The organism is Streptomyces nitrosporeus, from assembly GCF_008704555.1.
Taxonomy (GTDB): Bacteria; Actinomycetota; Actinomycetes; order Streptomycetales; family Streptomycetaceae; genus Streptomyces; species Streptomyces nitrosporeus.
Genome location: NZ_CP023702.1, coordinates 1,961,358 through 1,980,413, shown reverse-complemented (window position 1 = coordinate 1,980,413; position 19,056 = coordinate 1,961,358). Strand labels below are relative to the sequence as shown.

Below are 19,056 nucleotides of genomic sequence, written 5' to 3'. Positions count from 1 at the left end.
CCCCCGTAGATCTTTCAGACTTCGAGAGAGAAACACAGACTCATGGCGAACTACACCGCCGCTGACGTCAAGAAGCTCCGCGAGCTCACCGGCGCCGGCATGATGGACTGCAAGAAGGCCCTCGACGAGGCCGACGGCAACGTCGACGGCGCGGTCGAGGCCCTCCGTATCAAGGGTCAGAAGGGCGTCGCCAAGCGCGAGGGCCGTTCTGCCGAGAACGGTGCCGTCGTCTCCCTGATCTCCGACGACAAGACCTCCGGCGTCCTGCTCGAGCTGAAGTGCGAGACGGACTTCGTCGCCAAGGGCGAGAAGTTCCAGACCGTCGCCAACACGCTCGCCGCGCACGTCGCCGCGACCTCCCCGGCCGACATCGAGGCGCTCCTCGCTTCGGAGATCGAGCCCGGCAAGACCGTCCAGGCGTACGTGGACGAGGCCAACGCCAACCTCGGCGAGAAGATCGTCCTGGACCGCTTCGCGCAGTTCACCGGCGGTTACGTGGCCGCGTACATGCACCGCACGATGCCCGACCTCCCGCCGCAGGTCGGCGTCCTCGTCCAGCTGGACAAGGAGAACGCCGAGGTCGCCAAGGACGTCGCGCAGCACATCGCCGCGTTCGCGCCGAAGTACCTCAGCCGCGACGAGGTCCCGGCCGAGACGGTCGAGAACGAGCGCCGTGTCGCCGAGGCCACCTCCCGCGAGGAGGGCAAGCCCGAGGCCGCCCTCCCGAAGATCGTCGAGGGTCGCGTCAACGGCTTCTTCAAGGAGGTCGTCGTCCTCGAGCAGGCCTTCGCCAAGGACAACAAGAAGTCGGTCCAGAAGGTCCTGGACGAGGCCGGTGTCAGCCTGACGCGCTTCGCGCGTATCAAGGTCGGCATCTGAGTCCGTCCGCGAACAACGGCAGACCCCGATAGGGTCTGGTGCAGTCGTCGGCCGCACCAAGCCGGACGACCGCAGATCTGACGAGGAGGCCATTGCCGCACAGGGACGACAGCCCCACCGGCAATGGCCTTCTTCGTATGTGCACGAGGAGAATCTCCATGAACAAGGGCGCGGACGCCCCCACGGGTGACCACAAGCGCGACGACGGCAAGGTGTCAGGGCGCTTCATGCTGAAGCTGTCCGGCGAGGCGTTCGCAGGTGGCGGGGGACTGGGCGTCGACCCCGACGTCGTGCACACCATCGCGCGCGAGATCGCGGCGGTCGTACGCGACGGTGCCGAGATCGCGGTCGTCATCGGCGGCGGCAACTTCTTCCGTGGCGCCGAGCTCCAGCAGCGCGGAATGGACCGGGCGCGGTCCGACTACATGGGCATGCTCGGCACCGTCATGAACTGCCTGGCGCTGCAGGACTTCCTGGAGAAGGAAGGCATCGACTCGCGCGTCCAGACCGCCATCACCATGGGCCAGGTCGCGGAGCCGTACATCCCGCTCCGTGCCGTGCGGCACCTGGAGAAGGGACGCGTCGTGATCTTCGGCGCGGGTATGGGCATGCCGTACTTCTCCACCGACACCACGGCCGCCCAGCGGGCCCTGGAGATCGACGCCGAGGCGCTGCTCATGGGCAAGAACGGCGTGGACGGGGTCTACGACTCCGACCCGAGGACCAATCCCGCCGCGGTGAAGTTCGACGCGCTGGAGTACGGCGAGGTGATCGCCCGCGACCTCAAGGTCGCCGACGCCACCGCCATCACGCTCTGCCGCGACAACGAGCTGCCGATCCTCGTCTTCGAGCTGACCACGGAGGGCAATATCGCCCGCGCGGTCAAGGGTGAGAAGATCGGCACGCTGGTGAGCGACGAGGGCACCCGGGCCTGACGGCCCACCGGATGGACAAACGGCCTGCCGGTCGGACACCGTGCAGGTGAGGACGCGACGCAGGACCCGCAGGGCCCGGCCGTGCCGGACCCGCTCAAGACACGCAGGAGCACGTGGTGATCGAAGAAATCCTCCTCGAGGCCGAGGAGAAGATGGAGAAGGCCGTCGTCGTCGCCAAAGAGGACTTTGCCGCGATCCGTACCGGCCGTGCGCACCCGGCGATGTTCAACAAGATCGTCGCCGACTACTACGGCGCGCTGACCCCGATCAACCAGCTGGCCTCGTTCTCGGTACCCGAGCCGCGGATGGCCGTGGTGACCCCGTTCGACAAGACCGCGCTGCGCAACATCGAGCAGGCGATCCGTGACTCCGACCTCGGCGTCAACCCGAGCAACGACGGCAACATCATCCGCGTGACGTTCCCCGAACTCACGCAGGACCGCCGCAAGGAGTTCATCAAGGTCGCCAAGACCAAGGCCGAGGACTCCAAGATCTCGATCCGCTCCGTGCGCCGCAAGGCCAAGGAGTCGCTGGACAAGCTGGTCAAGGACAAGGAGTCCGGCGAGGACGAGGTCCGCCGCGCGGAGAAGGAGCTCGACGACACCACCGCGAAGTACGTCGCCCAGGTGGACGAGCTGCTCAAGCACAAGGAAGCCGAGCTGCTCGAAGTCTGATGAACGACTCCACCTGGGGCACCCCGCAGGGAGCCGGTTACCGGGGTGCGCCCGAGTTCGGGGCCGCCCCGGCGGGTCCCGCTCACGATGTGTACGGCGCCCAGCAGACTCGGCCCATGCCCATCGTGCCGGACGTTCCCGACGCAGGTAGAGACGCCGACGACCGGAACAGGGAGGCCGCGCACGTCAGCGGCCCCCTGTTCCGTGACGAGAAGCCGCAGGAGCCCATGGCCGCCCCGCCGACACCGCCCCCGGCGCAGAAGAAGCGCGCGGGCCGTGACCTGCGCGCCGCCATAGGGGTCGGTGTGGGGCTCGGTGCCGTGGTCATCGGCTCGCTCTTCGTCGTGAAGGCCGTCTTCGTCGGCGTGGTGGTACTGGCCGTGGTGGTCGGGCTCTGGGAGCTCACCTCCCGTCTGAAGGAACGCAAGGGCGTCAGCGTCCCCCTCGTCCCCCTCGCAGTCGGCGGCGCCGCCATGGTGGTCGCCGGCTACGTGTGGGACGCGGAGGGCGGATGGATCGCGATGGCGCTCACCGCGCTCGCGGTGCTCGTGTGGCGGATGACCGAGCCGCCGGAGAACTACCTCAGGGACGTCACGGCCGGGGTCTTCGCCGTGTTCTACGTGCCGTTCCTCGCCACGTTCGTCTCGATGATGCTCACCGCCGACGACGGTGCCTGGCGGGTGCTCACCTTCCTGCTGCTCACCGTGGTCAGCGACACCGGCGCCTACGCGGTGGGCTGGCGCTTCGGCACCCACAAGCTGGCGCCCCGTATCAGCCCCGGCAAGACCCGGGAGGGGCTGTTCGGCGCGGTCGGTTTCGCGATGGTGGCGGGGGCGCTGTGCATGCAGTTCCTCATCGAGGACGGGACCTGGTGGCAGGGCCTCCTGATGGGCCTCGCCGTCGCGGCCAGTGCGACACTCGGCGACCTCGGTGAATCCATGATCAAGCGGGATCTCGGGATCAAGGACATGGGAACGCTGCTGCCCGGTCACGGCGGCATCATGGACCGGCTCGACTCCCTCCTGCCGACGGCACCGGTCGTCTGGCTGCTGCTGGTGGTGTTCGTCGGCTCCGGCTGACCGGCCGGTCCGCCGTCCGTACGAGGGCCCGTGGCTCCAGGTGGTTCTCCGCCCGGAGCCACGGGCCCTCGGGCCGTCCCCGGGCCGTCCTCGGCGGGGGGCTGCGCGGGGGTCCGATCGCACCGGGACGAGTACCGCGCGGTGTCTGCGACACTGGAAGAACCATGCCTAAGCCCGGAGAACTGGCAGCGACTGGGTAGAAACAGGCCCCCTACCAGCACGTTTGCCTCTGACAGGGGGCCGCCCCCCGACTACTGGGCCGTCTCTGGGCCGTCAGGCTCGTCGGGCGCGGGCAGGAACACTCGGTCGACGGCCTTCCGCGTGCGTTCCTGACTCGACGGCATCAGGTGGGCGTACACCCGCAGCGTCAGCGCGGGGTCCGTGTGCCCCAGGTACTGGCTCACGGCCTTGATGCTCTCTCCGGCGTCCAACAGCACCGAGGCGTAGAAATGCCTCAGGGCATGCATGCCGTGCTCGCGCGCCGACTCGAACTTGCCGTCGTCGGCGCCCGGGATCAGGCCAGCGACCGCCAGCGCGGGCTTCCATTCCTGGATGTTGAAGTTGCTGCGCCACACGACCCCGCTCGCGGTGTTCGTGAACAGGAGGCGGGCTGACACCTTCGGGCCGTCCGGCTTCCGCCACGGCAACGTGATCTCTACCGGCTTGAAGGCGTCGGCGTGGGCACGGAGGGCTTCCGCCACCGATGGCGGCAGCGGTACGTCTCGCTCTTTGCCGCACTTGGGCGGGGCGAACACCGCCTTCCCTCGGATGAGCTTCACCTGTCGGACCACCCGCAGGATGCCGTCCTCGAAGTCGACCGCGTCCTCGGCGAGCCCCACGATCTCACCCTGCCGGAGCCCGCACCCCGCCCCGGTGTCGACCATGGTCTGGTACCGCTCGGGGAGCGCCGCGCGAACGGCGCGTACCTGGGTGGGGAGCCACGGCACAACGCGGCGCCGCTCCACTGCCGGCGGGCGGACGGACTTCACGGAGCACGGGTTGCGTGACAAGAGACTGTCATCTACGGCCGCGCTTAGCACCGCTCGTACATCGCCGTAGATGTTGCGTGCGTACGCACCACTCACGGCGGGGTTCGCTTCCAGAGCGCTGACGAGCCCGCGGATGTGCTCGGGACGGAACGAGTCGAGCGGACGAGTGCCGAGAACGGGGAATGCATGCAGCCGCAACCGTTGCTCCGTCACGATCTGGCTGGACAGGTCGGCGGTGTGAGCCGTGAGCCATTTCTCGGCGTAGGTCTGGAAGGTGATCCGGGCCGCGCGGGGGTCGATGTACTGGCCGCGAGACATGTCGGACGCGATGTTGGTGAGCCACTTCTCGGCGAGGCGTTTCTGCTTGTCTGGGAAACTCTTGGACTGCTCACCACCGTCCGGTCCGATGTACCGGGCACGGTAGCGGAGGCCGGTGCCGTAGCGATCGGTTCTGACCCGGCGAACCTTGCCGTCGGGGCTGCTCTCAGTCTTGTACCAGCGGTCTTGGATGTGGCCGGCCAACGTGGTGCTCCTCAGGTGCAGAGCAGGGGCGCGACCGGCGTGGTCGCGCCCCTGGGGGTAGCTGGGTGATCAGGCAGCGTGTTCGGTCAGGTTGCTGATCCAGTCGTGTACAGCGCTGGGGTCGTAGCGGAGGTGCTTGCCGATGCGGAACCCGAGAGGGCCGGTGCGCTTCTTTCGCCAGGCGTAGACCGTCTCCAGCGGGATGGAAAGAAGCTCCGCGAGGTCGTTGGGGGTGAGGTAGCGGGCAGGGAGTTCGGTGACGGGCTGGGACGGTTTGGCGGTTGCCATCGGGCTCCTTCAGCTCGGCCCGGGGTCCGGAAACCCCGGAAATTGCTGACAGAACTGACAGAACCTCGCCGTATAGCTTCTGACCTGCGGTGTTGACCGCTTTTGGTCGCGTGACAAAACCTCGAAAAACTCTGACAGAACCTCGAAAACCTAGGTTCTGTCAGCGCGGGCAGACCGTTCTAGGGTCGGGGTTTTTTGAGTTCTGTCAGAGTTTCCGGAGGTTTTGTCAGAGCTCCGAAAACGCTTGTTTTTGCAGGTCAGGCGGCTGGTCGGGGGGTTCTGTCAGTTCTGTCCGAGGTTTCGGGCGTTTTCAGGCGGCGCGGGTGATGCGGGGGTGAGTTTCGTAGCGGGGGGAGGGCGGTCGGCCGCCGCGGGTGGTGCGGGGCGGCGGGGGCTGCTGGCGGACCCAGCCGTGGTCCTCCAGGAGGGTCAGGGCGGGGTCGAGGTCGCCCATGGCGGGGAACTCGCTGCGGGGTACCGCGCGGAAGAGGTCGCGCTTGGTGAAGGTGGCGGTGCGGGTCTCGGTCAGGTGGGTTAGGAGGGTGTGGGCGGGGCCCTGGGCGGGGTCGGCCTTCATGGCGTTGAAGACGTCGAGGGCGTGGGCGGTGAAGTAGTCCCCGAGGCGGGTGGCGTCGGCCATCGTGGCGGCCGCGATAGGCAGGGTCCAGGCGTCCTCGGGATGGGCGGCGAGGTGAAGGAGCCCAGCGATACGGGCGACGGCCCCGTCGCGCTTGCTGGCCCAGTTCACGATCGGGCGGAGCGGCCCGTCCTCGCGGAGGCGGGATTCGGAGACGCGCTGGTAGGCCAGCAGTACCGCGTCAGCTTCGGGGGTGAGGGTGAGTTCAGCCGCCTCGGTCCAACCCGCGAGCGTCAGCGCCAGGCCACCGAGCTTCTTCGCGTAGGTGTCGGCGACGTCGGGGTTCAGGAGCTCCGGGGTGAGGTTGCGGTAGCCGACGAGGGACTTGGGCTTGGAATAGAGGAACCGGGCGAGCAGCCCGCGGCCGTCGGCGCCCTTGATCTGCCCGATGGCGTCGAGGACTTCGGGCTGCACAGCGAGGCCCATGGTGATGGCGGGGTTCTCGATGTACTGGGCGTCTCTGGCCTGGCGGTTGACGCGGGCCATGTCTCCCGCGTGTCCCTTGAGGAAGATTCCCATGTTCGGGACGCCGGAGTAGCGTCCGGCGATGATCTCGAAGATCTCCCCTTCGGGGGACAGGATAGAGATCCGTCCGTCCTGCTGGGAGAGCAGGGTGGTCAGGCTCTCGGCGGTGACATCGTCGGCGACGAGCTGAGGCTCGGCAGGGATGACGGCCCGCTCGGCGGCCTCGGACAGGGAGATGGCCTGGGCGGTCAGGTCGGCCAGCTTGTCGGCCTCGGCGTTGGCGGCCATCTTCTCAGCCTTCTCTGCCGCGGCTTTTGCGATCCGTGCGGAGGCGGCGGCCTCGGCCCGCTGCGGTGCCGTGAGCTCGATCAGAGCCTTCTCGGCGGTGAGGAGCGGTTTGGTCATGAGCCCGAACACCGCTGACTTGCGGTTGCCGGGCGGCAGGGCGACGGCGGTGTAGAGGGTGACGGGCTCGTTCCACTGCCCGCGCACGGTCACGGTGAGACGCCCGCCGGCGGCCGTGCCGATGGCGGCTAGCGCGAGGCACCCGGCTAGGTCGACGGGCGTCTGGGTCTCCTCGGCGACACCGGCCGTCATGGCGGCGAGCCATTCGGGCAGCGCGTCCACGGGGAACACCGGGAGCTGCCCGCGCGGGTTGAGTAGCACGGGCTCGTCCCAGACCGGTCCGGCGATGTCCTCAGCCGTCATCTCCTCGAACCCGGCCCACAGCTCGGGGTCGTGCGGGCTCATGAGACGTTCCTTTCCTCGGTGATGCGGAGCGGGCAGGTGTCACGGTGGCGGGTGTGATCGTCGATCAGGGCGAGGGCTTTGCGGTGTCCGGCGGCGAAGAGGTTGCGTCCGCACTCGCAGGTGCTCGTGGCGGTGGGGACGGCGCCGCGGGGCGCGGAGATGGTGAGCCAGGCGACGGGGAACCGCCCGTCTCCGGTCTGCGGGTCAGAACGAACCGATGAAGGGACGCCTTCGGCGACGCCCTTCGCCGCCCCACCACCGGGAGTGGCCGGGGCGGGTTCGGCGGGGTGGGGGCCGGTGGGGGTGGCGGGAAGGCATTTCAGAGGGGGGATCGGCCGGGTGCTCATGCCGTCTCCCTCGGCCGGCAGTTGGCGAGGGACCAGTTCATGACGCTGCGCAGGGTTGAGCGGCACTGGGATGCCGGGAGTCCGGCCGCCTCGCCCGCCCTCTGAAATGCTTCTTCGACCTCGTGCCGGGTCAGGTCGCCCCATCCGACGAACCGGGCCACCTTCCGGGCACTCACGAACAGCTGTGCTTCCCGGCCGCCCTCGGGGGTGCTCGCGACGAGGGCGGTTTCGCGTTCCAGGGCGGTCTCGGCGGCCCGGTTGCCCCGCCGGGGAACGGACAGCCGCACGGGCTCGGTGGGCCGGTCGGCGGGCTTGAGCAGGTCCAGCAGCCAGCCGGGCAGCGGGGTCACAGGCGCGTCGTCCAGCACCTTGTAGGTGTGGCCGTTGACGGTGCTGCCGGGGGCGACGACGTAGCCGCCCCACGCGCGGGTGTCGATGTGCGGGCCGAGGAGCCCGGCGGTGTTGGTGAGCCGGATGCCGGATGGGGCGGTGAAGTAGAGGTGGTGTCCGCCGCTCGCGGTCCGCACCCGGTAGGTGGCCGGGACGGCCTGCCCGGCGCGCTCGCAGAGCGCTTGCAGGGAAGTGGCGCCGTCAGGCGTCCCTTTCGGGTCTTTGGCCTTGACCGCGTCAAGGTCCACCACGACCAGCCTGGACGGGCCCGTAGCGATCCCGATGTTGAACCGGCCCGTGGTCCAGGCTCGGTGGATGCGGTCGGGGTCGGTGGTGGCCCGGTCCTCCCACTTGCTGTGCCCGCCGGCACAGTCCCCGGTGCGGGAGCAGGCGGTCTCGCCGTGGAGTGCGGGGCGCTTGTCGGCGGGTCGGAGTGGGAAGACGTGCCACCCGCGCCCGGCCGCGTCCAGGGCGGCGGTCAGGAGGTGGGTGGTCATGCGGCGTCTCCTGGACGCAGGAAGTTGGCATGTTGCTGGGTAGTGATGAGTCCGGCGTCTCGCCAGGCATCGAGGAGGGTGTCGCTGTCGTCCCCGGACGCGCTGGTGCCGGGGCAGGAGGAGCACAGCCGTCCTGCCGGGCCGCTCTCCGATGCGGTGCCGGTGGGAGGTTTGCGTCCCCACCGACACGCCAGGAGACCGGCCTGTTCGGCCTGTTCTTCCAGGGCTCGGAGGCGGGCGGCCGTCTCGGGGTAGAAGAACTCGATCTCATCGAGCTCGCCGGGCTTGGCGTAGGCCCCGCAGAGGCACTCGCCGCTCATGTGGAGGTGTTCGGTCACCTCGTTGAGCGGCAGGGCGTCCGGGGTGCACAGGCGGTGGTTGGCATGCTCGTGGTCTTGCTGGCAGCGGTGACGGGCCCGATATTCACGCATGTGGGCGTCGGTCCAGTGGACGAGGGGGGACACCCAAACCAGTCGGCCTTGTACGTCGATGGCTTCGGCGTTACGAAACCGGCGCTGGGTCTCAGCCCAGCGCATCCCGCCGAGGTAGGCGACCTTCGCGGAGCGTGGGCGGCTGTCGAGGAGCTGAGCCCGCAGTCGCATCAGGGGTTCGTCTTTGAGGCGGCGGTACATCACGCGGTGTCCGGCCGGGCCTGGGAAGCCTTTCCAGACCTGGCGTTTGCCCGCGTTAGGGCCGGTACGGGCGATGACGCGGCCGAGGACAAGGTCCTCGTAGGAATCGCGGGGGTGCAGCTCGTGCAGGGGCAGGTTCCAGGCAGCGGTGACGTCCCGGACGTGGGTGGTGGTTGCCGGGATGCCAGTGCCGGTGTTGACGTGGGCGATGGCGTTGACCCGGCCGCGCAGGAGGTGGGAGGCGATCACGGAGTCGTTGCCGCCAGAGAAAAGGCTGATCGTGACCACGATGGTGTGCTCGGCGAGGGCCTGGTCGAGGATCTCGTGGGAGCGGGCGATGGCCTCGTCCAGGGTGCGGGCCACATGCTCGCCGGACACGGCCTTCGGCGGGGCCTTTGGTAGGAGATCGGGCATTCCGGGGAACATCTCCAGGACCTCTTGCTTCTTCTTGGTACGTGCCGTCATATTCAGGACTCCAGTTCCACTGTTGAGTTGTGCTGGACGACGGCGGCCCCGGTTCTTGGTCGGATGGGGGCCGCCGTCGGTGTTGTCAGGCGATGTCGAGGGCAAGCTGGGGCGGGTCGGCGCCCACCGTGGCGTGCGCGGGCACGGCGAGCAGGGTGCGGTAGGCCAATGCGGCCTGGATACGGAGTCGGATCACGGGGGTTCCTCGGGTCAGTTGTGGAAGCGGTGGGAGTGGGGATTGTGGTCGCACCAGTCCTCGGCGCAGACCTTGTGGACCGGCTCGCGGTCGTGGCTGCGCATGGGGGTGGGTTTGCCGCACAGCACGCACGGCAGATCCCGGTGGGCGTCGAAGTGGCGGGCGTCCCGCCAGTCCAAAAGCGGCATGGGGGTGTCCGTCAGGGGCGTCAGGTGCGGGGTGTCAGAGCCGTCAGACGGGGGTGTCAGACGGGTCTGACACCCCCGTCTACCTAGGGGAATGCGGTGTCAGGGCGTCAGGGGTGTCAGGACTGTCAGGGGGGTGTCAGACGGTGGCGAGCTGGGGCACGATCCGGTAGCGGCCGGTGTCGGCGGTCTCGGCGAGGCGTCCTTCGAGGACCATGCGGGCGATCTCTCCGGAGACCCATCCGCGCTTGCGGCCGAACTGGTCGCAGTAGGCCATGAACTCCTTCGGGCCGACGGTTTCCATGCCGTCCCGCTCGAACTGTTCCAGCAGCCGGACCATCACCTCCCGGGCCTCGCTGGGGGAGACCGCGATCCGCTCGGTCGCGGGCTGGTTGGCGAGCTGGAGCGTCCCGGCCGGGGTGGGCAGCTCCTCCTCGGGGTCGAAGTCGTCCGCGTCGATCCCGTCGAAGTCGTCCTCGTGCACGGGGGTGAGGTCCTTTCCGCCGGCAGGGGCCGGGAGGGAGGCGTTGGGGGCGGTGTGTCCGGTGCGGGCGGCCCGGTCGGTGAACAGCTTCCCGGCCGCCGCGGCAGCCGCCTTGGCGGTGACGGGGTCGATGGTGGGGCGCACGGCCGCGTAGTCCGCGACGATCGCGGTGAGGTCGTCGGCGGTGATGTTGTGGGAGCGGGTGGGGGTGGCCCACTCGTCCTGGTCGATGCCGTTCGCGGCGAGGTAGGCGTAGCCGGGTTTCTTGTCCTTCCACGCTTCGGGGCGGGCGCCGGCGTCGATGGCTTCCTCGGGGAGGGCGAATCCGGCGTCGGTGTGGTCGCGGACGCCGTGGCACCAGGACGAGCCGAGGGAGGCGCGGGTGTCGGTGGGCATCTGGTAGCCGGAGGCGCGCTGCATGGAGACGACCAGGGACACCCCGGCGGAGCGGGCTTCCTGCGCGATGCCGGTGAAGTCGAGTCCTTCCCGCAGGGACTTCGCGGCTTCCTCGAACCACGCGACGAGGTAGGGCACGCCCGGGCTGCCGTCGGCGCGGGGCTCGGCGGCTTCGGGGACCCATTGGTTGTAGCCGTGGGCGGCGAGCCATGCCGTGCGGGCGGGGATGACCGCTTCGAGGGCGGAGACCATCGCTTCGGTGGAGGCCATGTCCAGGGCGGCCCAGTCCATCGCGCCGATGAGCGGGCCGAAGGTCTGGGTGACCTTGACCGGGTCGGAGCCCCACACGATGGCGTCCCGGCGGGTCAGGATCTCCGCGAGCGCGTTCAGCGCGGACACCGACTTCCCGGAGCCGGTCATTCCCATGATGAGCAGGTGCATCGCGTTGCGGGAGACGGCCGGGTCACCGGACATCCACATCAACAGCGGGTCGCCGTGCTCGTAGAAGCCGACGTTCAGCGGCTCGGCGATCGACCCGCCCGGGGCGGACGGGCCGGGCCACGTGCTGCCGTCCTTCAGCACGTCCTGGGGGACGACGATGATTTCCCCGCGGCCGGCGGACTCCGGATCCGGGCGCATCCGCACCGCGTTCGGCGCCACGTCCAGCGCCCCCGCGATCCGCACCAGGGCCTTGGCGACGTCGTCGTTGACGAGTTCACCGGGCGGCAGCTGGTAGCCGACGGTCACCCGGTTCGGCTCCACCTTCGCCCCCTTGAGCAGGGTCTTGGCCAGGCCGACCTTCTCCAGCAGCCCCTTGTCCACGGACTCGGTGCCGGTGGCATCGGGGTTGCGGCGCATCACCATGCGGATGTTCCACGACAGGGCCAGCGTCGGGGCGCCCATCAGGTAGAGGTCCGCGAGCGGCCCCGACGCGGGACCGGCCAGCGCCGCGGCGGTCAGCCACGCGGATCCGGCGGCGACGGTGACAGCGGAGTGCAGACGGCGCTGGCTGCTGGTCGTGCGCCCGGCCCACCAGGTCGCGCCGGACAGGGCGACGGAGGCCAGGGTGAGACCGACGCCGGCCGCGGCCGAGCCGCCCCACTGCCAGTGCGCGGGCAGGCTCACCACACCGATCCCGGCCGCGGTCAGCCACGGGGGAAGGTGCGGCTTGGCCCGGTGCAGCACGTACCCGGTCAGGTCCCCGCGCCCGGCACTGCCCTGCAACTGCTCCTCGTGACGCTGCTCGGCGCCCGGACCGGTGCTGGTGTGCTTGCTGGTCTTGCGTGCCATGGTGCGTGTCCTCTCAGCTCTGCTGCGGGTGGTGCCGAGTGCCCCGGGCCGGAGTCGAACCGGCCCTGCGACCATCGGGGCGGGTGGCGCTGATCAGGAAAGGCGGTGGAAGACGCCGGCGTAGTCGCCCCCGGCTTCCTCGATGCGGTCGTGGGCCTGCTGAGCGACGGCCTGCACCTGCTCGGTGGTGACGGTCGGGTCGGTGAGAGCCGCGGTCAGGGTGGCGACGAGAGCGGCGGCGGCAGCGATGGCAGCGTCCATGGCGCGGTCCCCGCTCACGCGTTGAAGTCGAAGCGGCGGCCGGGCTGCTGGCGGGCGCGGGGATTGTGCTGCATCTCGGGGGAGTACTCCCGCTGGAACGCGGCGTAGGTGGCGGCGGCGTTCTTCGCGGCGTTCTTCGCCTCGTCGGCGACCTTCGACAGGCGCCGGGTCACCCGCCGGGCCCGCATCCGCGACCCGAACGGCTTCCCGTCCGCGTCGGGCACCTCCTTCAGCACCGCGTTCAGCACCTCGGAGGCCATCGCGATGTCGAAGGACAGCTGGATGAACGCGGCCCGCGCGGCCTCGCAGTAGTTGCGGACGTCGTCGTTGGTGAAGAACTCCGGATCCGCCAACGGCGAATGAGTGCTGCCGCGACGGCCACCGCCCTGCCCCTGCTGCTGGCCCTGACCGACCCGGGACCCGCTGCCCCGGCCCTGCCGCTTCCCGCCGTCGTCCTTGGGCCCGAAGTGGAAGTTGTACGTCGGCGCCTCCTTCGGCTGCTGCGCCCGCTGCCGCCCGCCGGCCTGCTGCCCGTTCTGCGGGGGAACGTTGAAGAACCCATCGCCCTGCGGCGGCCCGAAGGGCTGGTCGGCCTGGTGCTGCGCGAAGTTGCGGACCTGATCTGAACTGCTGGTCATGCGGTCCTCCGTGATGGGGTACTGCGGGCCGGTCTGTCCGGTCCTCTGCCGCCTCCGGGCCCGCGAGAGCGGTACCGGGGGCGGCAGAGGACCGTCAGCTCACGTGCGTCGTGGTGCGCCCGAACCAGCGGGCGGAGTGCGTGACCGTGGTGGTGTGGTGGTGGACCGTGCCGGTACGGGCGGTGCCGAGCGCGGCCGGGGCGATCCGGGAAGCGACGACCGCAACTGCGATCCACATCACGACGGAGCCGAGCCCGGTCAGCGCGGACACGACCTGCCCGGCACCGACCAGGAGCTGCCCGCCCCCGAACCCGATCCCGCCGGCCAGCAGCCCACCCGCGGCGAGACGCTGGGCGCGGGGGTCGATGAGCGGGGCCGGGGTCAGATCCCGCGGCTGGTAAACCGCGGGGGCGGTGGGCAGGTGCTCGCGCAGGACCGGGACCATCTGCCCGCCGGGCCCGGGGACGTAGACGACGGTGCCGGACTGCTCGCCGTAGAGGCTGACCGTCCCGGACACGGGCGCGGCCGGGACGGTCGGCCAGCCCGGGGGAACCTGCACCCGGGAGGTGGGGAGCTGCTCCATTGCTGTCTCCTGCCTGATAGGGGAGTTCGTTAAGTGCCCCGGGCCGGAGTCGATCCGGCAGCCTCACGCCGTGCTCCGGGGCGGTGGTGGTCAGGGGCTGGTTCAGGCGCCGGAGTCGGCGCAGGGCACGCACATGCCGAGGGAACGCGGGATGCAGTACCCCCGGACCTGCCGGCAGTTGGGGCAGGTGCGGCGGGCCCGCATCGCCGCGGCGAGCGCGGCCTGGCGGGCCGGGGTCATCGGCCGGACCGGTCTGGCGTGGTCGATGCGGTAGAGGTAGGCGACCAGCGGACCCCGACGACGCCGCGGCCGTTCAAGCTGCGCGGCGACATCTTGGCCGCCGGGCCGCAGCCCGAGGGCGCGGAGCTGGCGGCGGGTGGCCAAGCCGTCGGGGGCCAGGCGTCACCGGTAGACAGGCAGGGAGGCCATCACACGGCCGCGGTCTCGACGGCCCGCAGGTGCGGGCGGGAGGACTCTTCGTCGTCGCGGACGGCGAGGATCTGCTTGCGTCCCCATGACTCGCTCATGCCGAACGCCTCGCCCAGCGCACGGGCGCTGAGCGGACGGCCCGCCTGTGCGGATTCGGCATACGCGCGGCGTGCGTCCTGCCGCATCCGCTCCAGCTCCGCCTCCTCGAACTGCTCCCGGTGCAGCAGTTCCTCCGGCGTCTCCGCGGCGGGTGTGCGGGCATCGTGCGGGGTGTGCGGATCGGCCTCCCGTACGGTGCCCGTTCCTCCCGTGGCCTGCGCGGACGGCTCCAGAGCGGGAGCCGGTGCGGGAAGCCCGGCGGGCTCGGCTGCCGGTTCCTGCGCGGGGTGTGCGGGGGTGTGCGGGTCGGGGGCGGGTTCCTGCCCGTCCAGCACCCGCACGGTCTCGGTGGTGGGGCGGTGGTGCAGCACCTTCGCGACCAGATCGGACCCGAAGAAGATCGCCCCGACCGGCAGGGACGTCGCGATCAGGACGAGTGCGTAGTGTGCGCTGTCCCAGTGTGCGAGGCGGACCATGCCCGCCCCCGGCTGGTGCAGTGCGGGGACCAGGCCGTGCACATAGTTCAGGACCAGCGACGCGGCCGTGTACCCGCCCAGCACCTTGAGGGCGAACTGGCGGTCCTTGCCGGCCAGGACCAGGGTGGCGATGAGCGCGAGGGCCATCAAACCGTCGATGACGAACGGGTAGAGGGTCGCCGCGGTCGAATCGGCACCGATCGCACGGGCGACGTCCCGCAGTGCGTTCCACGACACCCGAAACGCCATACCGACCACCGCGACCAACGCGGCCACCAGCAGAAACTTCGCGGACCTGTTCACGACACGGCTCCGTCCAGTGAACGCACCTGAACCGAGGCCAGCAGCCGCACCGGGGAGGTGTCGTCATCCGGCGTCTCGCTGTACTCCGTCCACTCCCACTCGGCGCCCTCGGTGAACACGAAACCGAGGGCGATGAGCGCCCGTGAACGCTCGGCCACCGTGGGCACCTGGACGGCCGGGCCGAAGTCGTGCTCCGGCCACTGGGACACCCGAACGCGCATCAGCGCGACGTACAGGCACCACCGGCCATCTCGGATGGACATCTGCGCAGTGTGCTTGCTCATGCGGCCACCGCCGAACCGGCGGTGACGCCCGTCGCGGCCGGGCGGTGGGCCATGTGGTGCGGGCGCCGGCCGTCCGGCCGGGCCTTCAGCGGCAAGGTGCGCAGCAGGGAGGCGGCGTAAGCCGCGGCCTCCGGGTCCGACTCCCGCAGCTCCGCCAGGACCTCCCGGGCCACGTCCAGCCGCGCCGCCCGCTCCATCGCAGACTCGACAGCCGGACCGGTGAACAGCTCCAGATCGATACCCAGAGCCAACTCGATGAACTCGGTGGCCGTAACGGCCACATGACCAGCAACGATGTTCTTCATGGGTCGTTATCTCCTTCGCAGGTGAACGGCCCAACAGCGGCCCCGGGTGGCTAGACCCGGGGCCGCGCGCCGTTATGTGTCAGCCGCCTCGGTTGGCGGCAGCGCCCCGGGCCCGAGTCGATCGGGCGCCCTCACGGCGTGACTGCCGGGGCTCGGTTCTCCGATTCGCACGGCGCCGCTCGATCCGGGGAGATCCGAAATCCCGGACGTCTGGGGAGGCAGCTTCAAGGTGTGCCGTGCGGTTCTTTCAAGTCGGTGGCGTGTCCCCCGTCTGGGGTGTCAGGCCCCGGTGTGACGGGAGCCCCTTCTCGGCCGACTGGTCTCCACTCGCCCCGGCCGGTGTCGTCACGGCCGTCGTGCTGCGGTGGATCACACTGTGGAGTTGTTCAGCGATGCGGTCCGGCGGAGAGCCGACGGGCGCAGTTTGAAGCAGCCCAAAGAAGGCCCCTTCTGCGTTGGTCACCACTTCTTTCCGAAAGTTCCGGATCGGGTGGTGGCCACAACAAGAGACTGGACCGGTGGACCGGTCCAGTCAAGCGATGGGTTTGCTCATGTTGCCCTCTTTCCGTATGAAGGTGCAGGTGAGGGGGGGGTTTGGGAAATAAAAAAAACTGGACCGGTCCACTGGTCCAGCTCTCTTTGGCGTCTCTTGCTGGCTACATCGCGTAGGTGTCCACCTGCTCGAAGAGAGACGCCGGCGTGACTCCCTCCTCGCACACCAACGGCTTCCCCTGCTCGTCGTACGCGGTGTGCAGTAGTACGGCGACCGGGGTGCCTTGCGGCACCTTTAGGAGGTCCGCCTCTGTCTCTGAGGCAAGGCGCACGGTTGTGATGTCCACGCCTTCTGACGGACCCCGCCCGGTTTGTCGTCGTACATAGCGTGTCGTCCCTTCAGCGATCGGGTTGGTGTCGGCAAGGCGCGGCGACACCTCTGCGATCTCCGGGGGAAACCACGCCTCAACGCAGCTGTTCGGTGTTCCGTCCGGGAGTTGTAGGACCCGAACGCGCCGAAGCGCCGTTGTTCCGGGGGAGAGGCCGAGGGCGGCAGCGACGCGGATAGGGGGTTCAGCCCAGTCGGGTTCCCCGACGCGCTGGAACGGCATCCCGCCCAGGATGCGAGCAGAACCCGCGCGGCGAGCGCCAGCAGGGCGCGCCACGGGCATCTCCGTGACGACGAACCCGGTTCCTTGCTTGGCCACGACTACGCCGTCGTTGCGCAGTACGTCGACGGCTTTGATGGCGGTGGCCCGTGACACGTTCCACTGCTCAGCCAGTTCGCGGCCCGATGGGATCGTGGCCCCGGGTGCGATCTCACCAGCGGCAATGCGGGCACGCAGGAACTCTGCGATCTCTTCGTACTTCAGGACTGCCATGGCTTCCCCTATTTCCTGCACTGGACTGGTCCACCGGTACACACGATACTGCGACCATGTCGAATCTCGAATTGGCTCCCTCCGTGATGCGGTTCTATGGCGAGACGGTCAACGAGGACAGTCGTCTGCGCAGCTCGGCAGACGGTCGGATGGAACTGGTCAGGACCCAAGAACTCCTCCGGCGTTTTCTGCCCCCTGCGCCAGCACGTGTGCTCGACGTGGGCGGGGGAACCGGGATTCACGCTGAATGGCTCGTGAAGGACGGTTACGACGTCGCCCTGGTGGATCCCGTGCCCCGTCACGTTGAAGCCGCGTCGGCAGTGTGCCCGGCGACTGTCGGGGACGCGCGCGACCTGTCCGAGCCCGACAACACCTTCGACGTCGTGCAGCTCCTCGGGCCGCTCTACCACCTACCGGACCCCGCCGACCGGCAGCGGGCCCTCGCGGAGGCATCCCGCGTGGCCAAGCCTGGCGGGCTGGTCGCCGCAGCCGCGATCAATCGCTATGCGTCGCTTTTCGAGCACGTCACGTACGCCCACCTGCACACCGAGCGGATTCACAACTCTGTCTCCAAGATTCTGGAGACGGCGGTCTACGACGGAGCGCGGGGGTTTACCCTGTCCTACTTCCACCGGGCCGAAGAGCTGGTGACGGAACTGGTCGCCTCCGGGCTTGAGACCGTGCAGGTCTTCGGCATCGAGGGCCCGGCCTGGTCGCTGGTGAAGGCGGCAGAGCAGCAGCCGGGCGAAGGTCCCACGGATGAGCTGATCGCCTCAGCCATGGACGCGGCCCGTATGGCAGAGCCGTACCCGGAACTGCTCGCCGCCAGCTCGCACCTTTTGGCCGTCGGCACTGTCCCGACCGGCAGCGCTGGCTGACGGCCCTGACCTGCGGACGGGGCCATAGGGCCGGGCCGTCTGTGGGCCGTCAAGGAGTAGCCAACGACGACCCACAACCACCATCAATGACCGGCGCCGGACCGCCCGGATCACCGCTGAGCTGGGCGACGACCCGGGGTACCTCGGCGTGTCTGCGACACTGGAAGAACCATGCCTAAGCCCGGAGAACTCACCTTTGTCGCGCCCCGCGGAGCCAAGCAGCCGCCGCGGCACCTCGCCGACCTCACACCCGACGAGCGCAAGGAGGCGGTCGCGGCCATCGGCGAGAAGCCGTTCCGCGCCAAGCAGCTCTCGCAGCACTACTTCGCGCGGTACGCGCACGCCCCGGCCGAGTGGACCAACATCCCGGCCGGGTCGCGGGACAAGCTCGCCGAGGCGATGTTCCCCGACCTGATGTCCGTGGTGCGCCACATCAGCTGTGACGACGACACCACCCGCAAGACCCTGTGGAAGCTGCACGACGGGACCCTCGTCGAGTCGGTCCTCATGCGGTACCCCGAGCGGGTCACCATGTGCATCTCCTCCCAGGCCGGGTGCGGGATGAACTGTCCGTTCTGCGCGACCGGCCAGGCGGGTCTCGACCGCAACCTGTCCACCGCCGAGATCGTCCACCAGATCGTGGACGGCATGCGGGCCCTGCGCGACGGCGAGGTCCCGGGCGGGCCGGCGCGGCTGTCGAACATCGTCTTCATGGGCATGGGCGAACCGCTGGCCAACTACAAGCGGGTGGTCGGTGCGATCCGGCGGCTGACCGACCCGGAGCCGGATGGGCTCGGGCTCTCGCAGCGGGGCATCACCGTCTCCACCGTGGGACTGGTCCCGGCCATGCTGCGCTTCGCCGACGAGGGCTTCAAGTGCCGTCTCGCCGTGTCCCTGCACGCCCCGGACGACGAACTGCGCGACACCCTCGTGCCGGTGAACACCCGCTGGAAGGTGCGGGAGGTGCTGGACGCCGCCTGGGAGTACGCGGAGAAGTCCGGACGCCGTATCTCCGTCGAGTACGCGCTGATCCGCGACATCAACGACCAGGCATGGCGCGGTGACCTGCTGGGCCGGCTGCTCAAGGGCAAGCGGGTACACGTCAACCTGATCCCGCTGAACCCGACGCCGGGCTCCAAGTGGACCGCCTCGCGGCCCGAGGACGAGAAGGCGTTCGTGGAGGCCATCGCCGCCCACGGTGTGCCGGTGACCGTCCGGGACACCCGCGGCCAGGAGATCGACGGGGCCTGCGGACAGCTGGCGGCCTCCGAGCGCTGACGGCCCGTGCCGGAGCGGGCCCCGGCCGGCCGTGGGAGTCCGGCCCCGC

At 69.6% G+C, this 19,056-nt stretch carries 22 protein-coding genes; 6 read left to right on the top strand and 16 right to left on the bottom strand.

The window, feature by feature from the left end:
- The first annotated feature begins 42 nt into the window (after positions 1 to 42).
- From tsf to CP967_RS08345, 4 genes are all read left to right on the top strand, one after another.
- Positions 43 to 879, top strand: a complete 837-nt coding sequence (gene tsf, locus CP967_RS08360; RefSeq protein WP_150487355.1) for a translation elongation factor Ts — start codon at positions 43 to 45, stop codon at positions 877 to 879.
- Between the two features lie 158 nt (positions 880 to 1,037).
- Positions 1,038 to 1,814 carry a UMP kinase gene (pyrH, locus tag CP967_RS08355; protein ID WP_150487354.1) on the top strand — a complete coding sequence of 259 codons (777 nt, stop codon included), beginning with the start codon at positions 1,038 to 1,040 and terminating at the stop codon, positions 1,812 to 1,814.
- Between the two features lie 116 nt (positions 1,815 to 1,930).
- Positions 1,931 to 2,488, top strand: coding sequence for a ribosome recycling factor (gene frr, locus CP967_RS08350; protein ID WP_150487353.1), 558 nt, complete (start codon positions 1,931 to 1,933; stop codon positions 2,486 to 2,488).
- Complete coding sequence (locus CP967_RS08345; protein WP_150487352.1) at positions 2,488 to 3,567, top strand: phosphatidate cytidylyltransferase; 1,080 nt, start codon at positions 2,488 to 2,490, stop codon at positions 3,565 to 3,567. Before frr ends, CP967_RS08345 begins: the two co-directional genes overlap by 1 nt.
- A gap of 251 nt (positions 3,568 to 3,818) precedes the next feature.
- On the opposite strand, the gene CP967_RS08340 is transcribed toward CP967_RS08345, so the two are convergent.
- The 16 genes from CP967_RS08340 to CP967_RS08275 form a co-directional block, all read right to left on the bottom strand.
- Positions 3,819 to 5,078 (bottom strand): tyrosine-type recombinase/integrase, encoded by a 1,260-nt coding sequence (locus CP967_RS08340; RefSeq protein WP_150487351.1) that lies wholly within the window; start codon positions 5,076 to 5,078, stop codon positions 3,819 to 3,821.
- A gap of 69 nt (positions 5,079 to 5,147) precedes the next feature.
- Positions 5,148 to 5,366 (bottom strand): helix-turn-helix domain-containing protein, encoded by a 219-nt coding sequence (locus CP967_RS08335; RefSeq protein WP_150487350.1) that lies wholly within the window; start codon positions 5,364 to 5,366, stop codon positions 5,148 to 5,150.
- A gap of 310 nt (positions 5,367 to 5,676) precedes the next feature.
- On the bottom strand, positions 5,677 to 7,218 hold the full coding sequence (locus CP967_RS08330) for a YfjI family protein (RefSeq protein ID WP_150487349.1): 1,542 nt from the start codon (positions 7,216 to 7,218) through the stop codon (positions 5,677 to 5,679).
- Positions 7,215 to 7,565 (bottom strand): hypothetical protein, encoded by a 351-nt coding sequence (locus tag CP967_RS08325; RefSeq protein WP_150487348.1) that lies wholly within the window; start codon positions 7,563 to 7,565, stop codon positions 7,215 to 7,217. Before CP967_RS08325 ends, CP967_RS08330 begins: the two co-directional genes overlap by 4 nt.
- Positions 7,562 to 8,452, bottom strand: coding sequence for a bifunctional DNA primase/polymerase (locus tag CP967_RS08320; protein ID WP_150487347.1), 891 nt, complete (start codon positions 8,450 to 8,452; stop codon positions 7,562 to 7,564). Before CP967_RS08320 ends, CP967_RS08325 begins: the two co-directional genes overlap by 4 nt.
- Positions 8,449 to 9,549, bottom strand: coding sequence for an adenine nucleotide alpha hydrolase family protein (locus CP967_RS08315; RefSeq protein ID WP_150487346.1), 1,101 nt, complete (start codon positions 9,547 to 9,549; stop codon positions 8,449 to 8,451). Before CP967_RS08315 ends, CP967_RS08320 begins: the two co-directional genes overlap by 4 nt.
- Before the next feature lie 210 nt (positions 9,550 to 9,759).
- Entirely contained in the window at positions 9,760 to 9,933 is a 174-nt protein-coding gene (locus CP967_RS33905; protein ID WP_167535346.1) for a hypothetical protein, read from the bottom strand.
- Between the two features lie 136 nt (positions 9,934 to 10,069).
- Entirely contained in the window at positions 10,070 to 12,100 is a 2,031-nt protein-coding gene (traB, locus tag CP967_RS08310; protein WP_150487345.1) for a plasmid transfer protein TraB, read from the bottom strand.
- 93 nt (positions 12,101 to 12,193) lie between these two features.
- A complete protein-coding gene (locus tag CP967_RS33900) occupies positions 12,194 to 12,361 on the bottom strand; it encodes a hypothetical protein (RefSeq protein ID WP_167535345.1) in 168 nt (55 codons plus the stop codon).
- Positions 12,362 to 12,375: 14 nt separating this feature from the next.
- On the bottom strand, positions 12,376 to 12,999 hold the full coding sequence (traA, locus tag CP967_RS08305) for a plasmid transfer protein TraA (protein WP_150487344.1): 624 nt from the start codon (positions 12,997 to 12,999) through the stop codon (positions 12,376 to 12,378).
- Between the two features lie 94 nt (positions 13,000 to 13,093).
- Entirely contained in the window at positions 13,094 to 13,582 is a 489-nt protein-coding gene (locus CP967_RS08300; protein WP_150487343.1) for a hypothetical protein, read from the bottom strand.
- A 102-nt stretch (positions 13,583 to 13,684) separates the two neighbouring features.
- Entirely contained in the window at positions 13,685 to 13,981 is a 297-nt protein-coding gene (locus tag CP967_RS08295) for an RRQRL motif-containing zinc-binding protein (protein ID WP_244339000.1), read from the bottom strand.
- 29 nt (positions 13,982 to 14,010) lie between these two features.
- Positions 14,011 to 14,889: a DUF2637 domain-containing protein gene (locus tag CP967_RS08290; RefSeq protein WP_150487342.1), complete on the bottom strand. Its 879-nt coding sequence runs from the start codon at positions 14,887 to 14,889 to the stop codon at positions 14,011 to 14,013.
- The gene (locus tag CP967_RS08285; RefSeq protein WP_425281753.1) at positions 14,886 to 15,152 is read right to left on the bottom strand and encodes a DUF6303 family protein; all 267 of its coding nucleotides are present in this window, start codon (positions 15,150 to 15,152) and stop codon (positions 14,886 to 14,888) included. The genes CP967_RS08290 and CP967_RS08285 overlap by 4 nt, the downstream gene beginning before the upstream one ends.
- A gap of 17 nt (positions 15,153 to 15,169) precedes the next feature.
- Positions 15,170 to 15,478: a hypothetical protein gene (locus tag CP967_RS08280; RefSeq protein ID WP_244338958.1), complete on the bottom strand. Its 309-nt coding sequence runs from the start codon at positions 15,476 to 15,478 to the stop codon at positions 15,170 to 15,172.
- A gap of 656 nt (positions 15,479 to 16,134) precedes the next feature.
- Entirely contained in the window at positions 16,135 to 16,851 is a 717-nt protein-coding gene (locus tag CP967_RS08275) for a GntR family transcriptional regulator (RefSeq protein ID WP_150487340.1), read from the bottom strand.
- 56 nt (positions 16,852 to 16,907) lie between these two features.
- Here CP967_RS08275 and CP967_RS08270 point away from each other — a divergent pair, with 56 nt between their 5' ends.
- Positions 16,908 to 17,729 (top strand): class I SAM-dependent methyltransferase, encoded by an 822-nt coding sequence (locus CP967_RS08270; RefSeq protein ID WP_150487339.1) that lies wholly within the window; start codon positions 16,908 to 16,910, stop codon positions 17,727 to 17,729.
- 171 nt (positions 17,730 to 17,900) lie between these two features.
- Positions 17,901 to 19,007 carry a dual-specificity RNA methyltransferase RlmN gene (gene rlmN / locus CP967_RS08265; protein WP_150487338.1) on the top strand — a complete coding sequence of 369 codons (1,107 nt, stop codon included), beginning with the start codon at positions 17,901 to 17,903 and terminating at the stop codon, positions 19,005 to 19,007.
- The last annotated feature ends 49 nt before the right edge of the window (positions 19,008 to 19,056 follow it).

Excerpts from the sequence above, each read along its gene's own strand:
- tsf (WP_150487355.1), top strand. The coding sequence starts at position 43 with ATGGCGAACTACACCGCCGCTGACGTCAAGAAGCTCCGCGAGCTCACC.
- pyrH (WP_150487354.1), top strand. The coding sequence starts at position 1,038 with ATGAACAAGGGCGCGGACGCCCCCACGGGTGACCACAAGCGCGACGAC.
- CP967_RS08345 (WP_150487352.1), top strand. The coding sequence starts at position 2,488 with ATGAACGACTCCACCTGGGGCACCCCGCAGGGAGCCGGTTACCGGGGT.
- CP967_RS08335 (WP_150487350.1), bottom strand. The coding sequence starts at position 5,366 with ATGGCAACCGCCAAACCGTCCCAGCCCGTCACCGAACTCCCTGCCCGC.
- CP967_RS08330 (WP_150487349.1), bottom strand. The coding sequence starts at position 7,218 with ATGAGCCCGCACGACCCCGAGCTGTGGGCCGGGTTCGAGGAGATGACG.
- CP967_RS08325 (WP_150487348.1), bottom strand. The coding sequence starts at position 7,565 with ATGAGCACCCGGCCGATCCCCCCTCTGAAATGCCTTCCCGCCACCCCC.
- CP967_RS08320 (WP_150487347.1), bottom strand. The coding sequence starts at position 8,452 with ATGACCACCCACCTCCTGACCGCCGCCCTGGACGCGGCCGGGCGCGGG.
- CP967_RS08315 (WP_150487346.1), bottom strand. The coding sequence starts at position 9,549 with ATGACGGCACGTACCAAGAAGAAGCAAGAGGTCCTGGAGATGTTCCCC.
- CP967_RS33905 (WP_167535346.1), bottom strand. The coding sequence starts at position 9,933 with ATGCCGCTTTTGGACTGGCGGGACGCCCGCCACTTCGACGCCCACCGG.
- traB (WP_150487345.1), bottom strand. The coding sequence starts at position 12,100 with ATGGCACGCAAGACCAGCAAGCACACCAGCACCGGTCCGGGCGCCGAG.
- CP967_RS33900 (WP_167535345.1), bottom strand. The coding sequence starts at position 12,361 with ATGGACGCTGCCATCGCTGCCGCCGCCGCTCTCGTCGCCACCCTGACC.
- traA (WP_150487344.1), bottom strand. The coding sequence starts at position 12,999 with ATGACCAGCAGTTCAGATCAGGTCCGCAACTTCGCGCAGCACCAGGCC.
- CP967_RS08300 (WP_150487343.1), bottom strand. The coding sequence starts at position 13,582 with ATGGAGCAGCTCCCCACCTCCCGGGTGCAGGTTCCCCCGGGCTGGCCG.
- CP967_RS08285 (WP_425281753.1), bottom strand. The coding sequence starts at position 15,152 with ATGTCCATCCGAGATGGCCGGTGGTGCCTGTACGTCGCGCTGATGCGC.
- CP967_RS08280 (WP_244338958.1), bottom strand. The coding sequence starts at position 15,478 with ATGAAGAACATCGTTGCTGGTCATGTGGCCGTTACGGCCACCGAGTTC.
- CP967_RS08275 (WP_150487340.1), bottom strand. The coding sequence starts at position 16,851 with ATGGCAGTCCTGAAGTACGAAGAGATCGCAGAGTTCCTGCGTGCCCGC.
- CP967_RS08270 (WP_150487339.1), top strand. The coding sequence starts at position 16,908 with ATGTCGAATCTCGAATTGGCTCCCTCCGTGATGCGGTTCTATGGCGAG.
- rlmN (WP_150487338.1), top strand. The coding sequence starts at position 17,901 with ATGCCTAAGCCCGGAGAACTCACCTTTGTCGCGCCCCGCGGAGCCAAG.